The 16,878-nt window shown below is 72.0% G+C and carries 22 protein-coding genes and 4 pseudogenes; 10 read left to right on the top strand and 16 right to left on the bottom strand.

What is annotated here, in order from left to right; all coding sequences use genetic code 11:
• Positions 1-59: 59 nt before the first annotated feature.
• Positions 60-2,410: pseudogene (gene cutA / locus U6N30_RS31005) on the top strand (aerobic carbon-monoxide dehydrogenase large subunit).
• Between the two features lie 64 nt (positions 2,411-2,474).
• The gene (locus U6N30_RS31000; RefSeq protein WP_324275304.1) at positions 2,475-3,146 is read left to right on the top strand and encodes an SRPBCC family protein; all 672 of its coding nucleotides are present in this window, start codon (positions 2,475-2,477) and stop codon (positions 3,144-3,146) included.
• Here the strand turns inward: U6N30_RS31000 and U6N30_RS30995 are convergent.
• The 8 genes from U6N30_RS30995 to U6N30_RS30960 form a co-directional block, all read right to left on the bottom strand.
• Entirely contained in the window at positions 3,097-4,137 is a 1,041-nt protein-coding gene (locus U6N30_RS30995; protein WP_324275303.1) for an SDR family NAD(P)-dependent oxidoreductase, read from the bottom strand. The genes U6N30_RS31000 and U6N30_RS30995 overlap by 50 nt on opposite strands.
• A gap of 133 nt (positions 4,138-4,270) precedes the next feature.
• Complete coding sequence (locus U6N30_RS30990; protein WP_324275302.1) at positions 4,271-4,777, bottom strand: hypothetical protein; 507 nt, start codon at positions 4,775-4,777, stop codon at positions 4,271-4,273.
• Between the two features lie 146 nt (positions 4,778-4,923).
• On the bottom strand, positions 4,924-5,502 hold the full coding sequence (locus tag U6N30_RS30985) for a hypothetical protein (RefSeq protein WP_324275301.1): 579 nt from the start codon (positions 5,500-5,502) through the stop codon (positions 4,924-4,926).
• 71 nt (positions 5,503-5,573) lie between these two features.
• Entirely contained in the window at positions 5,574-6,440 is an 867-nt protein-coding gene (locus U6N30_RS30980) for a serine hydrolase domain-containing protein (protein ID WP_324275300.1), read from the bottom strand.
• A complete protein-coding gene (locus U6N30_RS30975) occupies positions 6,365-6,658 on the bottom strand; it encodes a serine hydrolase (protein ID WP_324275299.1) in 294 nt (97 codons plus the stop codon). Before U6N30_RS30975 ends, U6N30_RS30980 begins: the two co-directional genes overlap by 76 nt.
• A gap of 284 nt (positions 6,659-6,942) precedes the next feature.
• Positions 6,943-7,080: a hypothetical protein gene (locus U6N30_RS30970; RefSeq protein WP_324275298.1), complete on the bottom strand. Its 138-nt coding sequence runs from the start codon at positions 7,078-7,080 to the stop codon at positions 6,943-6,945.
• Positions 7,077-7,220 carry a GNAT family N-acetyltransferase gene (locus U6N30_RS30965; protein ID WP_422678002.1) on the bottom strand — a complete coding sequence of 48 codons (144 nt, stop codon included), beginning with the start codon at positions 7,218-7,220 and terminating at the stop codon, positions 7,077-7,079. The genes U6N30_RS30970 and U6N30_RS30965 overlap by 4 nt, the downstream gene beginning before the upstream one ends.
• Entirely contained in the window at positions 7,187-7,408 is a 222-nt protein-coding gene (locus U6N30_RS30960) for a hypothetical protein (RefSeq protein ID WP_324275296.1), read from the bottom strand. Before U6N30_RS30960 ends, U6N30_RS30965 begins: the two co-directional genes overlap by 34 nt.
• A 135-nt stretch (positions 7,409-7,543) precedes the next feature.
• On the opposite strand from U6N30_RS30960, the pseudogene U6N30_RS34995 reads away from it, so the two are divergent.
• A pseudogene (locus tag U6N30_RS34995) lies at positions 7,544-8,191 on the top strand (SDR family NAD(P)-dependent oxidoreductase); the annotation flags it as partial.
• A 255-nt stretch (positions 8,192-8,446) separates the two neighbouring features.
• On the opposite strand, the gene U6N30_RS30955 reads toward U6N30_RS34995, so the two are convergent.
• Entirely contained in the window at positions 8,447-8,929 is a 483-nt protein-coding gene (locus U6N30_RS30955) for an SRPBCC family protein (protein ID WP_324275295.1), read from the bottom strand.
• Between the two features lie 92 nt (positions 8,930-9,021).
• Between U6N30_RS30955 and U6N30_RS30950 the strand changes: the two genes are divergently transcribed.
• Complete coding sequence (locus U6N30_RS30950; RefSeq protein WP_324275294.1) at positions 9,022-9,687, top strand: winged helix-turn-helix transcriptional regulator; 666 nt, start codon at positions 9,022-9,024, stop codon at positions 9,685-9,687.
• On the opposite strand, the gene U6N30_RS30945 is transcribed toward U6N30_RS30950, so the two are convergent.
• From U6N30_RS30945 to U6N30_RS30935, 3 genes are read right to left on the bottom strand one after another with little or no spacing between them, the layout of a single operon-like run.
• Positions 9,603-10,169: an asparaginase domain-containing protein gene (locus U6N30_RS30945; protein WP_324275293.1), complete on the bottom strand. Its 567-nt coding sequence runs from the start codon at positions 10,167-10,169 to the stop codon at positions 9,603-9,605. The genes U6N30_RS30950 and U6N30_RS30945 overlap by 85 nt on opposite strands.
• A complete protein-coding gene (locus U6N30_RS30940; protein ID WP_324275292.1) occupies positions 10,166-10,591 on the bottom strand; it encodes a RidA family protein in 426 nt (141 codons plus the stop codon). The genes U6N30_RS30945 and U6N30_RS30940 overlap by 4 nt, the downstream gene beginning before the upstream one ends.
• A gap of 44 nt (positions 10,592-10,635) precedes the next feature.
• On the bottom strand, positions 10,636-11,550 hold the full coding sequence (locus U6N30_RS30935; RefSeq protein WP_324275291.1) for a pyridoxal-phosphate dependent enzyme: 915 nt from the start codon (positions 11,548-11,550) through the stop codon (positions 10,636-10,638).
• Positions 11,551-12,102: 552 nt separating this feature from the next.
• Between U6N30_RS30935 and U6N30_RS30930 the strand changes: the two genes are divergently transcribed.
• On the top strand, positions 12,103-12,342 hold the full coding sequence (locus tag U6N30_RS30930; protein WP_324278633.1) for a hypothetical protein: 240 nt from the start codon (positions 12,103-12,105) through the stop codon (positions 12,340-12,342).
• Positions 12,237-12,644 (top strand): response regulator transcription factor, encoded by a 408-nt coding sequence (locus U6N30_RS30925; RefSeq protein ID WP_324275290.1) that lies wholly within the window; start codon positions 12,237-12,239, stop codon positions 12,642-12,644. Before U6N30_RS30930 ends, U6N30_RS30925 begins: the two co-directional genes overlap by 106 nt.
• Here U6N30_RS30925 and U6N30_RS30920 read toward each other — a convergent pair.
• Positions 12,526-13,170, bottom strand: a complete 645-nt coding sequence (locus U6N30_RS30920) for a hypothetical protein (RefSeq protein ID WP_324275289.1) — start codon at positions 13,168-13,170, stop codon at positions 12,526-12,528. The genes U6N30_RS30925 and U6N30_RS30920 overlap by 119 nt on opposite strands.
• Positions 13,171-13,456: 286 nt before the next feature.
• Here U6N30_RS30920 and U6N30_RS30915 point away from each other — a divergent pair, with 286 nt between their 5' ends.
• Positions 13,457-13,882 carry an ATP-binding cassette domain-containing protein gene (locus U6N30_RS30915; RefSeq protein WP_324275288.1) on the top strand — a complete coding sequence of 142 codons (426 nt, stop codon included), beginning with the start codon at positions 13,457-13,459 and terminating at the stop codon, positions 13,880-13,882.
• Positions 13,883-13,886: 4 nt separating this feature from the next.
• Here the strand turns inward: U6N30_RS30915 and U6N30_RS30910 are convergent, their stop codons facing one another.
• Positions 13,887-14,507, bottom strand: coding sequence for a dihydrofolate reductase family protein (locus U6N30_RS30910; RefSeq protein WP_324275287.1), 621 nt, complete (start codon positions 14,505-14,507; stop codon positions 13,887-13,889).
• 149 nt (positions 14,508-14,656) lie between these two features.
• On the opposite strand from U6N30_RS30910, the gene U6N30_RS30905 reads away from it, so the two are divergent.
• The 3 genes and pseudogenes from U6N30_RS30905 to U6N30_RS30895 all read left to right on the top strand — a co-directional run bounded on the left by U6N30_RS30905 (position 14,657) and on the right by U6N30_RS30895 (position 15,885).
• The gene (locus U6N30_RS30905) at positions 14,657-14,968 is read left to right on the top strand and encodes a hypothetical protein (RefSeq protein ID WP_324275286.1); all 312 of its coding nucleotides are present in this window, start codon (positions 14,657-14,659) and stop codon (positions 14,966-14,968) included.
• A gap of 285 nt (positions 14,969-15,253) precedes the next feature.
• Positions 15,254-15,658, top strand: a pseudogene (locus U6N30_RS30900) (EAL domain-containing protein); the annotation flags it as partial.
• 59 nt (positions 15,659-15,717) lie between these two features.
• Positions 15,718-15,885 (top strand): hypothetical protein, encoded by a 168-nt coding sequence (locus U6N30_RS30895; protein ID WP_324275285.1) that lies wholly within the window; start codon positions 15,718-15,720, stop codon positions 15,883-15,885.
• A gap of 34 nt (positions 15,886-15,919) precedes the next feature.
• On the opposite strand, the gene U6N30_RS30890 is transcribed toward U6N30_RS30895, so the two are convergent.
• Together U6N30_RS30890 and U6N30_RS30885 are read right to left on the bottom strand one after the other, a co-directional pair.
• Complete coding sequence (locus U6N30_RS30890) at positions 15,920-16,522, bottom strand: GGDEF domain-containing protein (protein WP_324275284.1); 603 nt, start codon at positions 16,520-16,522, stop codon at positions 15,920-15,922.
• Between the two features lie 94 nt (positions 16,523-16,616).
• Positions 16,617-16,826 (bottom strand): annotated as a pseudogene (locus tag U6N30_RS30885) (PAS domain S-box protein); the annotation flags it as partial.
• Positions 16,827-16,878 lie beyond the last annotated feature (52 nt).

Raw genomic sequence — 16,878 nt, 5'->3', positions numbered from 1 at the left:
GAAAACGCAGGTAAAGGTACCTATGCCTGGGGGCGGGGAGTCCGACAAGGGAAGCTCCGGTGACGACGAAGCTGTTCGGTGAGCCGGTCCGCCGGCGTGAGGACGCCCGGCTGATCATCGGCAAGGGCCGCTACCTCGACGACATCGGCTCGAAGGCGCTGGCCGCGGCGTTCGTGCGGTCGCCGCACGCGCACGCCCGGATCACCGACATCGACGTCGAGGGCGCCCTGGACGTCGAGGGCCTGGTCGCGATCTACACCTACGAGGACCTGACCGGCCCGATGGCCGAGCCGCTGCCGGTGCTCATCCCTCACCCGCAGCTGACCGAGCCGCGCACCGCGTACTCGCTGGCCAACGGCGTCGTGCGGCACGTGGGCGAGCCGGTGGTGATGGTGGTCGCGACCGACCGGTACGTGGCCGAGGACGCCGCCGAGCGGATCGTCGTCAGCTACGAGGAGCTGCCGGTCGTCGTCGGCGTAGACGCCGCCGCCGAGGCGGAGGCGGCCGTGCACGACGACGTCCCGGACAACGTGGCCGCCCGGCACCGGCAGGAGACCGGCGACGTCGAGCCGGTGCTGGCCGCGTCGCCGCACACGCTGAGCTTCACGCAGTACATCGAGCGCAGCGCCTCCATGCCCATGGAGGGCAAGGGCGTGCACGCGAAGTGGGACGCCGACGACCGGTCGCTGCGGGTCTACACCAGCACCAGGCGTCGACGTCGGTGCGCGCGGCGATCGCGGCGAAGCTGGAGCTGTCGCTGGACACCGTCGAGGTCATCGCGCCGGACGTCGGCGGCGGCTTCGGGGTCAAGATCGTGCACCCGTGGCCGGAGGAGCTGCTGGTGCCGATGGCCGCGATCGCGCTGCAGGCCGAGGTGAAGTGGGCCGAGGACCGCCGTGAGCACTTCATCTCCTCGGCGCACGAGCGGCAGCAGCGCCAGGACATCACCGTGGGCTACGACGACGAGGGACGGATCACGGCGCTCGACGTCCACGTGCTGCACGACAACGGCGCGTACACGCCCTACGGGATCATCGTCCCGATCATCACCGCGACCCAGCTGGTCGGCCCGTACGTGATCCCCGTGTACCGGGTGCGCGTGGACAGCGTCTACACGAACACCGTGATCGTGACGCCGTACCGCGGGGCCGGGCGGCCGCAGGCCTGCTACGCGATGGAACGGACGATGGACCGCATCGCCGACGCGCTCGGGATCGACCGCGCCGTCGTCCGCGAGCGGAACCTGATCCAGCCCGACCAGTTCCCCTACGACCACCACCTGACGTTCCAGGACGGCCGGCCGGTCATCTACGACTCGGGCGACTACCCGGGGCTCATGACGAAGCTTCGCGACCTGGTCGGCTGGGACGACGCCGAGGCGCTCCGCGCCGAAGCCTTGTCGCGTGGCAAGCACCTCGGCATCGGGATGGCGCTGTACGTGGAGGGCACCGGGCCCGGCCCGTACGAGGGCGGGCACGTGCAGGTGCTCGGCAGCGGCAAGGTGCTGGTGTCGACGGGGCTGACGTCGCAGGGCCAGGGCCACGAGACGGCGTTCGCGCAGATCGTGGCCTCGGAGCTCGGGGTGCCGATCGAGGACATCGAGGTGACCACCGGCGACACCCGCCGCTTCGGCTACGCCGTGGGGACGTTCGCCTCGCGGGCCGCGGTGATGAGCGGCAACGCGATCGCACTGGCTGCACGCGGGGTGCGGGAGAAGGCGCTGCGGATCGCGGCCGACGTCCTGGAGGCCTCCCCGGAGGACCTCGAGATCGACGAGGGCCTGATCCAGGTGAAGGGCGTGCCGGGGACGTCGATCCCGCTGCGGACCGTCGCCGTCCTTTCCAACCCGCTGCGCTACGCGTTCGACGAGGCGGCCAAGCAGGCCACCCAGTTCACGACGCACGACGACTCGAAGCCGCCGGTGGCCGAGGGCGATGCGCCGGGGCTGGAGCACCGCGACTACTACTCGCCGCTGCGGTCGACGTTCGCTTCCGGGGCCCATGCGGCTGTGGTCGAGATCGACCCGGCGACGTGGGAGATCGACATCGTGAAGTACGCCGTGGTGCACGACTGCGGCAACGTGGTGAACCCGATGATCGTCGAGGGCCAGGTGCAGGGCGGCGTCGCGCAAGGCGTGGGCGGGGCGCTGTACGAGCGGATGGTCTACGACGCCGACGGGCAGCTGCAGAACGCCTCGTACATGGACTTCCTCATGCCGTACTCGAGCGAGGTGCCGGACGTGGTGATCGACCATCAGACGACGCCGTCGCCGCTGAACCCGCTGGGCATCAAGGGGCCGGCGAGGCCGGCGTCATCCCGGGGACGGCGGCGATCGCCTCGGCCATCGAGGACGCGGTGGGACGGCGGATCTCGTCAATGCCCATCTCGCCCACGGAGCTGTACGACCTAATGCGCAACGACGACTCGGAAATGACCGCTGCGGCCGCGCGCCGGGCGGGGACTGGAGTGATGGCGTGAAGCTCGACGGCTCGGCAGTTCTGTCCGGCGACCCGGAGAAGGTGTGGTCGGTGATCACCGACCCGGCCGTGCTGGCGCGCACCATTCCGGGCTGCGAGACGCTGGAGCAGGTCGGGGACGACGAGTACAAGATGAACGTCTCCGTGGGCGTCGGGGCGATCCGCGGGACGTACGCGGGCGAGGTGAAGCTGTCGGACAAGCAGCACCCGACGTCCTACGTCATGCACGCGTCGGGTGCGGGTGCGCCGGGGAACGCGCGGGCGCAGGTGACGATCAAACTGGAGCCGGCCGGGGACGGGAAGACGAACCTGACCTATTCGGCCGACGCCGTGATCGGTGGTCCGGTGGCCGGCGTGGGCCAGCGGATGATCACCGGCGTCGCGAAGCGGATGGCCGGCCAGTTCTTCACGGCCATCGACGACGAGCTGACGGGCAAGGTCGTGCCGATCGCCGCGGCACCGTCGGCAGCTGCGGCCGCGCCGAGCGACGCCTCGCTGCTGGCCGGCGGTGCGCCGGCTGACGCTGCCGGTCCCCAGGTGTTCGCCGGCAAGGCAGCGCCGTCTGCTCCGTCCGGCGACGCCCAGACGTTGCTGCTCGGCGCAGTCGGCGGCGCCGTGCTCACCCTGATCGGCGTCCTGGTCGGCTACCGCCTCGGCCGCCGCAGCTGACCGAGATCACCGGGCGCTGAAGACTGGCCGATCCACCTGTCGGGCATTTCTCAGTGCGTTCTCGTCGACTGTCACAGCTTGATCCGGACACCAGTCTCTTGCTCGGAGACCTGCCACAGGTCGTCGATCTGCCTCTGCAGGTGGAAGCGGCGGAGGATCGGGCGGCGGACGGCTGGGCCGTGGGAGCCGTAGCGCGGGGCGTACATGTCCCCGCCCTCGCCAGCGGATCGGCCGCCGCCCTCAGCTGCGGGCGCGCGCCCTCGAACGGCGTCATCCCCGACCGCGCCGTCATCACCTCGAAGAACGCGCCGATCCAACCGGCGCCGCCCTCCCGCACCGACCGCGCCTGTAGGTCGGTGTTCGACAGCCCCGGATGCGCGAGCAAGCTCTGCGCAGCGACCCCGGCCCGCTCGAACTGCTGCTGCAGCCCCAGTCCGAAGTGCAGGTTGGCCATCTTCGACCGGGCGTAGGACGCCCAGGCCCCGTAGTTCCGCCGCAGGTGGGGGTCGTCGGGGTCCAGCCGACGGGCCCGGTGCCGCGCCGTGCTCGTCACCGTCACCACCCGTGCGGCCGGCGCCGCCAGCAGCGCCGGCATCAGGTGCGCAGTCAACGTCCAGTGCCCGAGGTGGTTGATCCCGAGCTGCATCTCGAACCCGTCGGCCGTCTCGCGCTGCGGCATCGCCATCACCCCGGCGTTGTTCACCAGGATGTCCACCCGCTCGTGCCCAGCGAGAACCTTCTCCGCGGCCGCCTTCACCACCGACAGGTCACCGAGGTCCAGCGGCACCACCTCGAGCGACGCCGCCGGGTACCGCTCGGCGATGCGCGCCACCGCCGCCGTCGTCTTCGCCGAGTCGCGGGCAGCGACGACCACGTGCGCTCCGGCCCCGGCGAGCGCGAGCGCCGTCTGGAAGCCGAGGCCACCGTTCGCGCCGGTCACCACGGCCGTGCGTCCGGTCAGATCGGGGATGTCCTTCTCGGTCCAGGCCATGCCCCATCTCCGCACGGCCGAGGAACGCTCGCGACGTCGGGGAGGCGCGACCCAGCCCGCGGGACGTTCCCGCGGGAACGCGGTCAAGGCAGGCGGCTTGACGACGTCCCCGCGGGCACGCGCAAGGGGCGATCTAGCGGCGATCCGGTGGGTGCTCGGCCCGCCACTCGTCGAACGCGGCCAGGAACGACTCGGCCATCCCCTGCTCGGTGAGCAGCTGATCGCGGTCCCGCTCGTCGACCATCCGCTCGCTCAGCGCGCCGGTGTTGAACTTGATCGCGCGGAAGTACGGGATGAACGACGCCGGCTGGAAAGCGCGCTCCGAGGGCTGCGGCTCGACGTCGGGCGCCCAGGGCGGGATCGCCACCGGTTCGAGCCCGAGCGATTCGAGGGCAGCCAGGACCGGTTCGTCGTCCGGACGGTCGGTGAAGTCGCGGGACAGCTCCCGGAACACCTCCCGCCCGTCGGGGGCGACGGCGACGACGAGCGGCTTGAAGATCCCGCCGCGGTCGGGGTTCCAGGCATCGAGGGGCTTGGCCAGCCGCACCCCGCCCGGATCACTGATCCAGCGGAACGGCAGGTGCCAGGTGCGGTTCATCGCCAGCTGCACCTCCGGCGGGTCGGTGGAGGCGAGCACCACCTCGGTGCCGGCGTCGGTGAGTCGGGACAGTGACCGGGCCAGGCGGACCGCCTGGGCGCAGCAGTACGGCTACCAGTCGCCGCGCAGGCCGATCAGCAGCAGGGCGGCGCGCTCGTCCGAGCGCAGGGCGAGCAAGTCTTCGGAGTTCATCGTCCGACCCTAAGCACGACCGGAGGGTGCCCGCCCTCGGCGCGGAGCTGCACCGCGGTCAGCACCTCCCAGCGGATCGCGGTGCTGCCCGGCTGCACGAACAGCCAGTAGAAGCCGAACCGCCGCCGCGTCGCCGGATCGGTCGCCAGCACCCGGGTCTCCGACGAGAGCTCCGTGCCACCCCGTGAAGGTGTGAGCCGGAAGTCCATCGCGGCCTTCACCCAGCCCGGCTGGATCCAGGCGTGCAGCTCGTCGGCGTCCAGCTCAGGCGACTCCTCACCACCCCTGAGCCGCCACGCCTGCAGCACCCCGCCGAACACCACCGATTCCGGGGGCGACGACGACAGCGTCGGGATCGGGAGCGCCTCCAGGAACGGCCGGTCGTGCAGCTGGCCCAGCCCCTTGCCGGAGAGCACCACCGGCAGGAACCGGACCGCGCCCAGCGCCATGGTCACCGGCAGGCCGGTCAGCTTCACGTCGTGCAGGGCGTCCCACACGACCTCCGGCGGGGCGTCGATCCACCGCGCCTGCCGGGTGACGTAGTGGCTGGTCGGCAGCACGCCGTCGAGATCCATGACCGGCTAGCTATCCCGCCTCGTCGGTCCGCACGCATGGGCGGCCCGACGTGACGGACCGGTCCAGCGCCTCAGAGGGCGGCGTACACGGCGTTGGTGTAGGCCTCGCTCCGCGGCGAACCGATGATCCCGGGCGCCATCCGGTTCATCAGGTAGGTGATCGTCAGCCGCCGGTCGCGGTCCATCACGGCCAGCGAGCCGCCCCAGCCGCCCCAGAACGCCACCTTCCCGGCCGGCAGGTACGGCACGGTCTCGGTCGGGGTCAGCGCGTAGCCGATGCCGAACGTCAGGGGCGCCATGAGCACGAGGTCCACGCCGTCGGACTGCTGCCGGAAGACGAGGTCGACGGTGCGGTCGGACAGCGTGACCGACCCGGACCCGCCCAGCGTCAGCGTGCGCATCACGTCGAGCAGGCCGCGGGCGTTGGTGTGCCCGTTGAGCGCCCCCATGTCCGCGCGCCGCCACTCCGGCGAGTTGGCGGCCGACGCCGACGCCACCGGCCCGGTGAACGTGCGCACCAGCGGCGCGGCCGGGTCCAGCGAGGCGAAGTCGATGTCCATCGGCGGCGGAGGGATCACCGGCGCGATGCGGTCCCAGTCGGACTCCCGCGCCCCGATCTGGTAGTCGGCTCCCAGCGGCCCGGCGATCTCGTCGCGCACGAACTTCTTGAACGTCTTGTTGGTGATCCGCCGGATCACCTCGCCGACCAGGTGCCCCTGGTTGTTGGCGTGGTAGCCCGACGCGGTCCCCGGCTCCCACCACGGCGCCTGCTGGGCCAGCCGCTCGGTCGACGCCGTCCAGTCGTACATGTCGGTGATGGTGAACGGCGGGTCCCAGCCGGAGACGCCGGACGTGTGGGACATCAGGTGCCGCACCAGGACGTCCTTCTTGCCCTTGGCGGCGAACTCCGGCCAGTAGTCGGCGACCGGCGCGTCCACGTCCAGCTCGCCGCGCTCGACCAGCAGCAGCGCGGCCAGGAGAGCACGCACTTCGTCGTCGACCAGCCGTTGACGATGGTGTCCTGCGTCCAGGCGGTGGTCCGCTCCTCGTCCCGGTAGCCGCCCCAGATGTCGACGACGGTCTCGCCCTCGAGGTCCACCGCGATCGAGGCGCCGAGCTCGTCGCCGTCCAGCTGCGCCGCCAGCGCGTCCCGCACCCCGCGAACCGCTCGTCGCAGCTGCCGTGGACCTCGGCCATGAACGCTCCTCGCTCTCCGCCCGGCTCCGTTGCCGCGCCCAGAGGGGATGAGACCACGACCACACCGAGCCAACAACGAGAGCCCGGTGACCGGCATCGTCAGGTGGCCGCTCACCGTTGCCGGGACGCACGGTCTGGGCGGCGCTCCAGGCCACCAGATCCGGGACGTCGAGCAGCACCAGACGTCCACCACCGATCCGGCCATCGGACAGGGCGGACGGCGCTCCCGCGGGAACGCCGGGGTCAGAGGCGGCGCTCCAGCACGTGGCCCGTCGCGTCGAACGCCGGATTGCCGGCAAGGCCGCCGCGCCGGGTCTCGACCAACCGGAAGCCCTCGCTCTCGTAGAGCTTCCGGGCCGGGTTGCCGTCGAGCACCGTCACGGTGACGGAGTCCTCGCCGCCGAAGTCGTCGGCGTGGCCCAGCGCATGGCGCAGCAGTGCCCGCCCACACCCCGCCGCTGCGCGTCGGGGTGGACGTACAACCAGGTCACCTCGGCGTGCGCGAAAGCGACGAAGCCCACGACCTCGCCGTCACGCTCGGCCACCCACAGGAGGTCGTCGAAGAGCCCTCGCGCCTGGCCGTCTCCGCGAGCGGGCGGAACGCCTGCACCCCCACGGACGGCGCCAGCTCCTGCAGCCGCGCGGCGTCGTGCGCCCGCGCCAGCGCGTCCCAGTCCTCGGGCCGGTACTCCCGGATCTCCACACCCATGCCGGAACCCTCCCCGCGAGTCGGCGTGCCCGTGCACCGGCCGGTCGGAACACAGCGGCGGACGGCGCGCTTGAGCGGAACAGCAGCCCGGCCGACGGCCGATGGCTCGCACGTGATCCGACGCAGAGGAGATCCATGCCCAGGACCTGGTTCATCACCGGCGCATCCCGCGGCTTCGGCAAGGAGTGGTCGATCGCTGCCCTCGAGCGCGGTGACACCGTCGCCGCCACCGCTCGCGACCCGAGGACCCTCGACGACCTCGCCGAGCAGTTCGGCGACCGCGTGCTGCCCCTGACACTCGACGTGAACGATCGCGATGCCGTGTTCGCCGCGGTGAAGGACGCCCACGACCGGTTCGGCCGACTCGACGTCGTCGTCAACAACGCCGGCTACGGGCAGTTCGGCATGGTCGAGGAGATCTCCGAGGCCGAGGCCCGCGCCCAGTTCGACACCAACGTGCTCGGCGCACTGTTCGTCGTCCAGGCGGCGCTGCCCTACCTGCGCGCGCAGGGCTCCGGCCACATCCTGCAGGTCAGCAGCATCGGCGGGATCAGCGCGTTCCCCAACATCGGGATCTACAACGCCTCCAAGTGGGCGCTCGAGGGCTTCAGCCAGTCGCTGGCCGCGGAGGTCGCCGACTTCGGCATCACGGTCACGATCATCGAGCCCGGTGCCTACTCCACCGACTGGGGCGGGGCCTCGGCCAAGCACGCCGCCGCGAACCCGGCCTACGACACCTTCCGCGAGAAGGCGGCCGAGCAGCGCAAGGCCCGCGCCGGCAACCCGGGCAACCCGCTCGCCACCCGCGAGGCGGTGCTCCAGGTCGTCGACGCGACGAACCCCCGCTGCGGGTCTTCTTCGGCGACGGCCCGCTGGCGATCGCCAGCCGGGACTACGAGTCCCGGCTGGCCGAGTGGCGCACGTGGGAGCCACTCTCCGTCGCGGCCCACGGCGCGAAGCGCTGACGGCGTTCCCGCGGGAACGCCCAGGCAAGCCCGACGGCTTGCCGGGACGCTCCTGCGGGAAGACGGTGCGTCGTCAGCCGATGCGCGCCGCTTCGGCGCCGAGGGTCAACGTGTCCGGGTCCGACGGCGTGCCCCGCCCGGTCTCGAGGAGGCTCCGCAGGCTGTCACCCACGTAGAAGGCCCACGCGTTCCGGCAGATGTCGAAGCACTCGTAGGTCGGCACCAGGCCGTCGTGGGTGAACCGGAGCACGGTCCCGTCGTCCGTGCCGGTCACCTCGAACCGCATCTCGGTGCCCAGCCACTCGCTCTGGTCGTCGATGAAGGACATGTGGTTGTCGACGACCCGCCAGACCACCGTCTCGCCGGGCACCAGCTCGGTCACGCGCATCCGGCAGTAGTGGACGCCCGGCACGCGGAAGGAGAACTCGTCGCCGACGGCGCGGTTGTCCCCGTCGACCTTCGTCATCCACCAGCTGCGGACGTCGGTGACCGCGACGACGACCTCATCCGGCGTGCGGTCGACGGACAAGGACGTGCTGTAGCTCTGAGCACTCATGGATGCCTCCCTGGCGATTGCTGCTTGCATGATGCAAGTCACCCTAGAGTCGATCGCTTTCATGACGCAAGCGGCTTGACTACGCTGGTCGCATGCTCGGGAAGACGTACGACAACGAGGTCTGCTCCATCGCGCGCGCGCTCGAGGTGGTGGGCGAGCGCTGGAGCGTGCTGATCGTCCGCAACGCGCTCTTCGCCGGATCCACCCGGTTCGCCGATTTCCAGCGCAGCCTGGGCATCGCGACCAACGTCCTGGCCTCGCGCCTCGACGGTTTCGTCGACGCCGGGATCATGCGGCGGCACCGGTACTCCGAACAGCCCGAGGCGTACGAGTACCTGCTGACCGAAAAGGGCCGCGACCTGGCGCCGGCACTCATCGCGCTCACCGAGTGGGGTGACCGCTGGGCCGCCCCGACGGTCCGCCGATCCGCTACCGCCACCGCGCCTGTGGATCCGACGTCCACCACGAGGTCACCTGCTCGACCTGCGGGTCCGTGGACGACCTGGCCGGGATCGACGCGCTGCCCGGCCCCGGCATGCCCGCCGAGCGCCGGGAAGGCATGGAGCAGCGGATGGCCGCGCAGGCCCGCTGATCGGCAGACGCCGGGCGCGCCGGACCGCGGGCCGTCGCCGCCGTCGCCGCCGTCGCCGCCGTCGCCCCGGAGGCGATCCGGTCAGCCTGGAGGTGCCTTCGTCGGCGGAGGACTGCCGGGTCCTGCGGGCCGCGGCACACCGGCCGGCGAGGTGCTCACGAACTGACCCGTGAGAGCGTCCTTGCGGACCTGGCCGGCGGAGAACGCGCGGCCGCCCATGCAGACGTACACCCCGGGGGCGAGCGTCTGGGAGGCCATCAGCGCGGCCCCCAGGTTCAGCGCCGCGTCGCTGACGGTCATGGCTGCCGGCTGCAGCGAGCCCGTGAGCACGACGGTCCTGGACGCCTCCGGCCGATGGCGGCTCAGGTACACGGCGGTATCGGACAGCGTGTCCGTGCCGTGAGTGATCACGACCGACGAGGTGTCCAGCTGATCGACCGCGTCGGCCAGGGCTTGCCGGTCGTCGTCGGTGATGTCCAGGCTGTCCTTGCCGATGACGGAGTGCACGACGATGCGGAGCTCGGTCCTGAGCACCTCGAGCAGCCGCTGCGCGGCGGGCGGCCCGATCTCCAGCTCACCGGCGAGGGTGTACACCTTGTCGATCGTGCCGCCGGTCGCCAGCACGGTGATGTCGGCCGTGCCGCTCATCGTGCCGCCGCGACGGCCGCGATCTCCAGCGCGGCGCCGTAGTGGAGGTCCGCCACGCACGCGACCGCTCGCGCGGGCCGGTGCGCGCCGATCCACTGCGCGTACGCGGCGTCGAACGCGGGCCACTGGGCGATGTCGGTGACGTACACGGTGACCGAGAGCAGCTGCTCGCGACTGCTCCCAGCGGTGCGCAGGCACTGGTCGAGGTTGTCGAGCACCTGCGCCACCTGCACGTCGAACGGCTGACCGGCCAGCGGGGTGCCGGAAGCGTCCAGCGGCAACTGGCCGGAGATGTAGGCGACGCCGGCGTGGACGGCGACGTGCGAGTAGTGCCCGCGCGGAGGGACCAGCCCAGGGCTGTCGCGCAGGTCGATGCCGTCGGCCGCTGCGGCAGCGCCGGTGGTCGGCTGATTCCGCGTCATGCGTGCGCTCTCCTACGGTGTCCGGGGTCCGCTGGACTGCCCGGTCAGACCGGGTCCGGGTACAGGGTCGCCATCGTGTCGGCGGACTTCAGCCCCGAGCCGGTCAGGACGACGACGGTCGTCTGATCAGGGGTGATCGTGCCGTCGGCGATGAAGAGGTCGAGCGCGGCGACCGCCACCGCGGAGGTCGGCTCGGCGTACAGCCCCCGCGCCGCGATGGCGCGGACCGCGTCGCGGATCTGCTGCTCCGGCACGGCAACGGCCGCGCCGCCGCAGCGGCTCAGCGCCTCGACGGTCTCCGGCAGCCGCACCGGCGTGGCGATGGACGCGCCCTCGGCGATCGTGGGGACGCGCGGGCCGCGACTGGCCGGGTCCGTGCCGTTGAGGGCGTCGGCGATCGTCGCCCAGTGCTCGGGCTGTCCTACGAGCAGCCGCGGGAGGCGGTCGATCTGCCCGGCCGCGAGCAGCTCCTGGAAGGCGAGGTCGCAGCCGAGGATCTGGCTGCCGGCACCGGCGACCAGCACGATGTTGTCGGGCGCGGTGAAGCCCAGCCCCTCCCAGATCTCGTAGGCGATCGTCTTGGTGCCCTGGACGAACATCGGGTGCCAGTTGTGGCTGGCGTACGGGATGCGCTTGGACTGCCGGACCGCCTCGGCTCCGACCTCGTCCCGGGTGCCCTCGACGAGCTCGATCTCCGCACCGAAGGCCCGCGCCTGCACGATCTTCGCAGTGCTCGTCGCCGCCGGGACGATGATCTTCGCGCGGATGCCGGCCGCCGCGGCGTAGGCGGCCACGGCGGCACCGCCGTTGCCCGAGCTGTCCTCGAGCACTCGGTCAGCGCCCTGCGAACGCAGGTGCGACACCATGACCGACACCCCGCGGTCCTTGAACGACGACGTCGGGTTGAACCACTCCAGCTTGACGTGCACCCGGTACTCGCCCCAGGCGAGCGCGATCATCGGTGTCAGTCCTCGCCGAGCGACACGCGGTGCCCGGGGTCGACGGGGAGCACCGCCTGGTACCGCCACAGCGAGCGCTCCGCGTGCACGATCTGGTCGGGGGTCAGGCCGGGCAGCGGCGACAGGGCCAGGGGCCCGTGGTCGTCGCCTCGCCAGCGACGGTCGCTGAGGGGTAGCTGTGTCCGCTCCTGTCCAGCAGCACGGGTACGGGGTCTGCCCGCATGGCCCTCCCCTTCCCGAGCGCGGCGCCCGGCTCGGCTTCACGGTCCTCGTGCGCGGCGTACCGCGGACGGGCCGCTGCCGCGCTGGCCGGCGACGACCCGGTCCCGCGCGCCTGACGAGCTCACCCGGACGGAGCGCCTGGCACGGCGAGCATGGCACGGGCACGCCCGGGGGCCGGTGCCCCGGACCGAGCCGAGGGTGGCTCGCGGCTGGACAGGCATGCGCAGGCGCTGTGCAGCGTCGACGAGAGCGAGGGGCAGCAAGAGCACTGAGCGCGCCCCCGGTCCGGAGACCCAGGGCGTGCCGAGCGTCGCCCAGGTGTGCCGGCGCGTGGGCCCTGCACCCGGCCACTGCCGCACCGTCGCCGACGGCACCGCGACGCTGTCGCCCAAGGTGACGACGACGCTGATCGAGTCCTACGTCGAGCGCCGGGCCGCCCCCGCCGGGCCGCGGCGCTGCAGCGGGTGGCCGCCCTCTCCGATCGCGAGCGCGAGGTGCTCCAGCTGCTGGGCAGCGGCGGGTCCAACGCCGAGCTCGCCACGCGCCTCTTCGTCAGCGAGGCGACGGTGAAGACGTACGTGTCGCGACTCTTGACGAAGCTGGACCTGGGGCCGCGCCCAGGCGGCGATCCTCGCCCACGAGGCCGGCCTGCTGGAAGGCTGACCCCAGCAGGCCGGGCACCCGTTCAGACCGTGGCCTCCGCGGAGCGACGGGAACGCATCAGCAGCACGACGCTGGTGGCGAGCACCCAGATCAGGAGGAGCAGGAAGCCGCCGAACCCGCCGATGGCGACCAGCCACGTCTCGTCCTGGCTCTCGAAGACCCCACCGAGGCCGAGCACCAGCACCACGGCGTTGGCCCCGGAGAGATAGCCCAGCCACGCCGGGAGCGCGTGGGTGCTGAGAACGGCCCCCGTGGCGCCGATCGCCAGAGCGACCGCGATCGGGACGGTGCCGAGACCGACCCAGTAGTCGAGCGCGGCGATCGTGGGCAGCGTCGAGGGTCGGCGCTCTCCGCGGCCTGCACGAGGGCGAGGTAGATGCCCTCGGAGACCACGATGGTCGCGACGAAGGCGGCTCCGGCGATCGCGAACAGGCCGGACATCATGCCGCCGCTGCCCTCGTAGCGCCGGAACCTGCTCCACACTCCGGCGAGGAACACCAGGAACGCGATGTCCGCGAGGAAGCCGAGCAGCAGCGACATCTGGTGCCCGGCGCGCTCGTCGGTCAGCCCGGCGGCGAGCTCGTCCGCGGTGCTCCCGTACTCGGGGGTCTCGGGAGTGAAGAAGCTGGCGACGACCAGGACGATGAACAGCAGGCCGGCGACCGCGGCGATGCGGTCCCACCTCGCCTCCACCCCGTCGTCCCGCATCCCACCGGCGACCGCTGGGTCGTTCATCCCGGATCCAGCTCTGGCTTCCATGACGACACCCCTCCCTTGACAGGGCCAGGCCGGGCGGCGAGGCCCACCAGGAAGTGTGGATCCGTCAGGGCCCGGGTGGAGGGCCCTCGTGCGCGCCTTCTCTCCGAGCGGGCTCGGACTGGTTCCGGAGATGCGAGAGCACGTGGCCGGGCTGCGCACGGAACGACGAGCAGCGGGGCGGCTGCCTCTTCGTGGGCGGCATGGTCCTCATGACGGCCGCGATCGTCCTGGCGATCGTGCTCGGTGAGCCGACCTTCGACTCGTGGGGACCGTGGCTGGCCACGCTGACCGGCTCGCAGCGCGCCGGGGTCGGTCTCCTGGCGGGGACGGCCGCGGCCGCGCCCCTGCTGCTGCTCGCCTTCTCCCAGCGGGCGTGGCTGGTCGGGCCGCTGCTCTGTTACGGCTTCACTGCCTTCAGTTGGCCGACCGGATGCCCGACGAGGTGTCCCTCGGCGAGCAGCAGCGCACCGCGATCGCCCGTGCCCTCGTGGTCCGGCCGTCGCTCCTCATCGCCGACGAGCCGACCGGCCGCCTCGACGAGGAGTTGTCGACGCACGTCGTCACGACGCTGCGCCAGGTCTACGCCGCGGCCGGCACCGGCGTGCTGATCGCCAGCCACGACTCGGTGGTGGTGGCCGCGGCCGACCGCGTCGTCCGCCGCAGCGACGGCCAGGTGGTCGAGGCCTGACCGATCAGTCGTACTCGGGGCCGACGGCGCCGTGCTCCACCTCACCGACCCGCTGGTAGGTGAGCAGCAGCGCGCCCGACCGCGTCGTCGAATGCGCGGCCAGCCGCCAGCTGCGGGGGATGGTGCCCTCGCCGAAGAGCCGCTTGCCCTCGCCCAGCGCCACGGGGAACACGACCAGCCGCAGCTCGTCGACGAGGTCCTCGCGCAGCAGCGTCTGGATCAGCCCGGCGGAGCCGTGCACCTGCAGCTCACCGCCGTCCTGCGCCTTCAGCGCCCGGACGGCGTCGCCGACATCGCCCCGCAGCAGCTCCGCCGTCTCCCACTCCACGGCGTCCAGCGTGCGGGAGGCGACGTACTTCTTCTTGAGGTTGAGGCCCTGCGACACCGGGTCGTCGCTGATCATCTGCGGCCAGGACGCGTAGAAGATCTCGTAGGTACCTCGGCCCAGCAGGAAGTCCTGGGCGCCGGTGAACCAGGCGTTCATCTGCTCGCCCATCGCCTCGTCGAAGAAGGGCGGCAGCCAACCCTCGTGCGAGAAGCCGTCCGAAGGGTCCTCCCCGGGGCCGCCGGGAGCCTGCATGACCCCGTCGAGGGTGACGAACGTGGTGACGACGAGCGGACGCATGACGACTCCTCCGTGGCAGTGGGCCGGCTGTCCGGCCCTCGCTAGGACGTCGAAGGGGCGGGGCTCTCATCGACACGTCCGGAAAATTTTCTCCAGCAATCACCCCGAACGGTCGATGAGGGAGGAGGGATCGATCCGGAGGAGGAGCAGTGGGCAAGCAGCGGACGGAGGCCGAGCAGCAGATCGCGGACCTCCTGCAGACGGCGCGGAAGTCGCTGCGGCTCAGCGTCGCCTTCCTGAGCCGGCTCGACGGGACGACCCAGCACCTGGAGGTGGTCGACACCTCGGTGCCGTTCCTCTTCCAGGAGGGCTACCAGCAGAAGCAGGAGGTCACGCTCTGCCAGGCAGTGCTGGACAGGAAACTGCCGCAGGTCATCCCGAACCTGAAGGACTTCCCCGAGGCGATGAAGCTGCCGGCGGCCGCATGCCGCGGCTGCGCAGCTACGTCTCGGTTCCGGTGACCCTGAGCGACGGATCCCTGTACGGCACCTTCTGCGCCGCCGGCCTGACCTCGGACAAGGACCTGACCAAGCGCGACAAGGCCCTGATGGACGTGCTCGCCTCCGCTGCGGCAGTGATCATCGAGCCGGAGGTCCGGTCGCAGCAGCGGCGCACGGAGATCTCCGACCGCCTGGACCCCTCATCGCCGACGGCGGGCCCACCGTCGTGCTGCAGCCGATCGTCGACCTCGCGACGGGGGCCGGGTCGGCGCCGAGGCGCTCAGCCGCTTCCCCGCCGAGTGGGGCATGGCGCCCGACGTCTGCTTCGCCGAGGCCCACGCCATCGGGGTCGGGCACGTCCTCGAACTGCTCGCCCTGGAGCGGGCCGCCGAGCACCTGGACCGGGTCGACGGCTACGTGGCCATGAACGTCTCACCCGCCACCCTGCTCACGCCGGAGTGCGGCGAACTGCTCGGCCGGCTGCCGCTGTCCCGGGTGCTGCTGGAGCTGTCCGAGCACGACCAGGTCGAGGACTACGCCGCCCTGAACGCCACGCTGGCTCCGTTCCGTGCCGACGGCCTGCGCCTGGCGATCGACGACGTCGGCGCCGGGTTCTCGTCACTGCGCCACATCGTCGTCACCGCCCCCGACGTCATCAAGATCGACCGCAGCATCGTGGCCGGGCTGGACCACGATCCGGTGCTGGAGACCCTCGTCCGCTCGCTGGTGGAGTTCGGCCACGGCTGCGCGGTGCGCGTGGTCGCCGAGGGGTGGAGACCGACGCCGAGGCCGTACTCCTGCGAGCTCTCGGCGTGGACTACGGCCAGGGCTGGCACTTCGGCCGCCCCGGGCCGCCCGAGGCGCTGGCCCCGATCGCGGCTCCGGTCGGCCGCATCCCGTCCCCTCGGAGCGAACCGACGCCTCGCGTCCTCGCCTGACAGTCGGCGAACGCTCCGCGAGGTCCGAGCCGGCTCAGTCCCCCGCGTGGTCCGCGCGACGAGGCGGCCCGCCGTGCCGGTGCGGGTGGCTCTTCGCCCCGTACATCGCGCGGTCGGCCCGGCCGATCAGCTCGTCGGCGTCGTCCCCCGGGCTGGCGACGGCGATCCCGATGCTGACCCCGACCGAGAGCGGCCCCCGGGGACCGGTCCACGGCCGGCGCACGGCCTCGTCGACCCGATCGGCGAGCGCGGCGAGCTCGTGCTGGGAGCGGCCCTGGCTGAGGATCACGAACTCGTCGCCGCCGAAGCGGGCCACGAGGTCCCCGGGCCCGCCGAGCTCGGCCATCCGGCGTGCCGTCTCCGCGAGCAGCGCGTCCCCGACCGCGTGCCCGTACCGGTCGTTCACGATCTTGAACTGGTCCAGGTCGCAGAAGAGCAGCGCGCAACCGTCCCCGTCGGCCAGCCGGGCCCGCAGCTCGTCGAACAGGGCCCCGCGGTTGGCGATGCCGGTGAGCAGATCGGTCTGCGCCTGCAGGTGCAGCTGTGCCTCCCGCCGACGGTCGTCGGTCACGTCGATGCCGACGCAGCCGACCGCGTAGGGGCGCCCCCGGTCGTCGCGCAGCACGGTGTTGCGCATCGCGACGCGGCGCCGCTCCCCGCACCGGTGAGCCAGTCCCCTCCTGCGGGTGGGCGACGCCGGTGGCCATGGCGCGGGCGACGGCGTCCTGCGAGGGCTCGACGTGCTCCGGGACGACGTAGACGTCCCAGAAGGGCAGGCCGACCATCTGCTCGCCGGCACGCCCGGTGAACCGCTGCAGGGCGGGGTTGGTCAGGAGGATCCGGCCCTCCCCGTCGACGATGCACAGCAGCGCGTCGCTGGCGTCGACGAAGTCGCGCAGCAGCTGGTCCGGGAGTTGCGCCACCTCAGGGTGCACCGTCATCCGGACAACTCCGCCGTTGGTCCGGTGCACGTCGACGTGCACCCGGCGCCCG

Source organism: Blastococcus brunescens, assembly GCF_035320885.1.
Taxonomy (GTDB): Bacteria; Actinomycetota; Actinomycetes; order Mycobacteriales; family Geodermatophilaceae; genus Blastococcus_B; species Blastococcus_B brunescens.
Note: the sequence above shows the minus strand (reverse complement) of the source record. Positions and strands in the feature narration are given on the sequence as shown.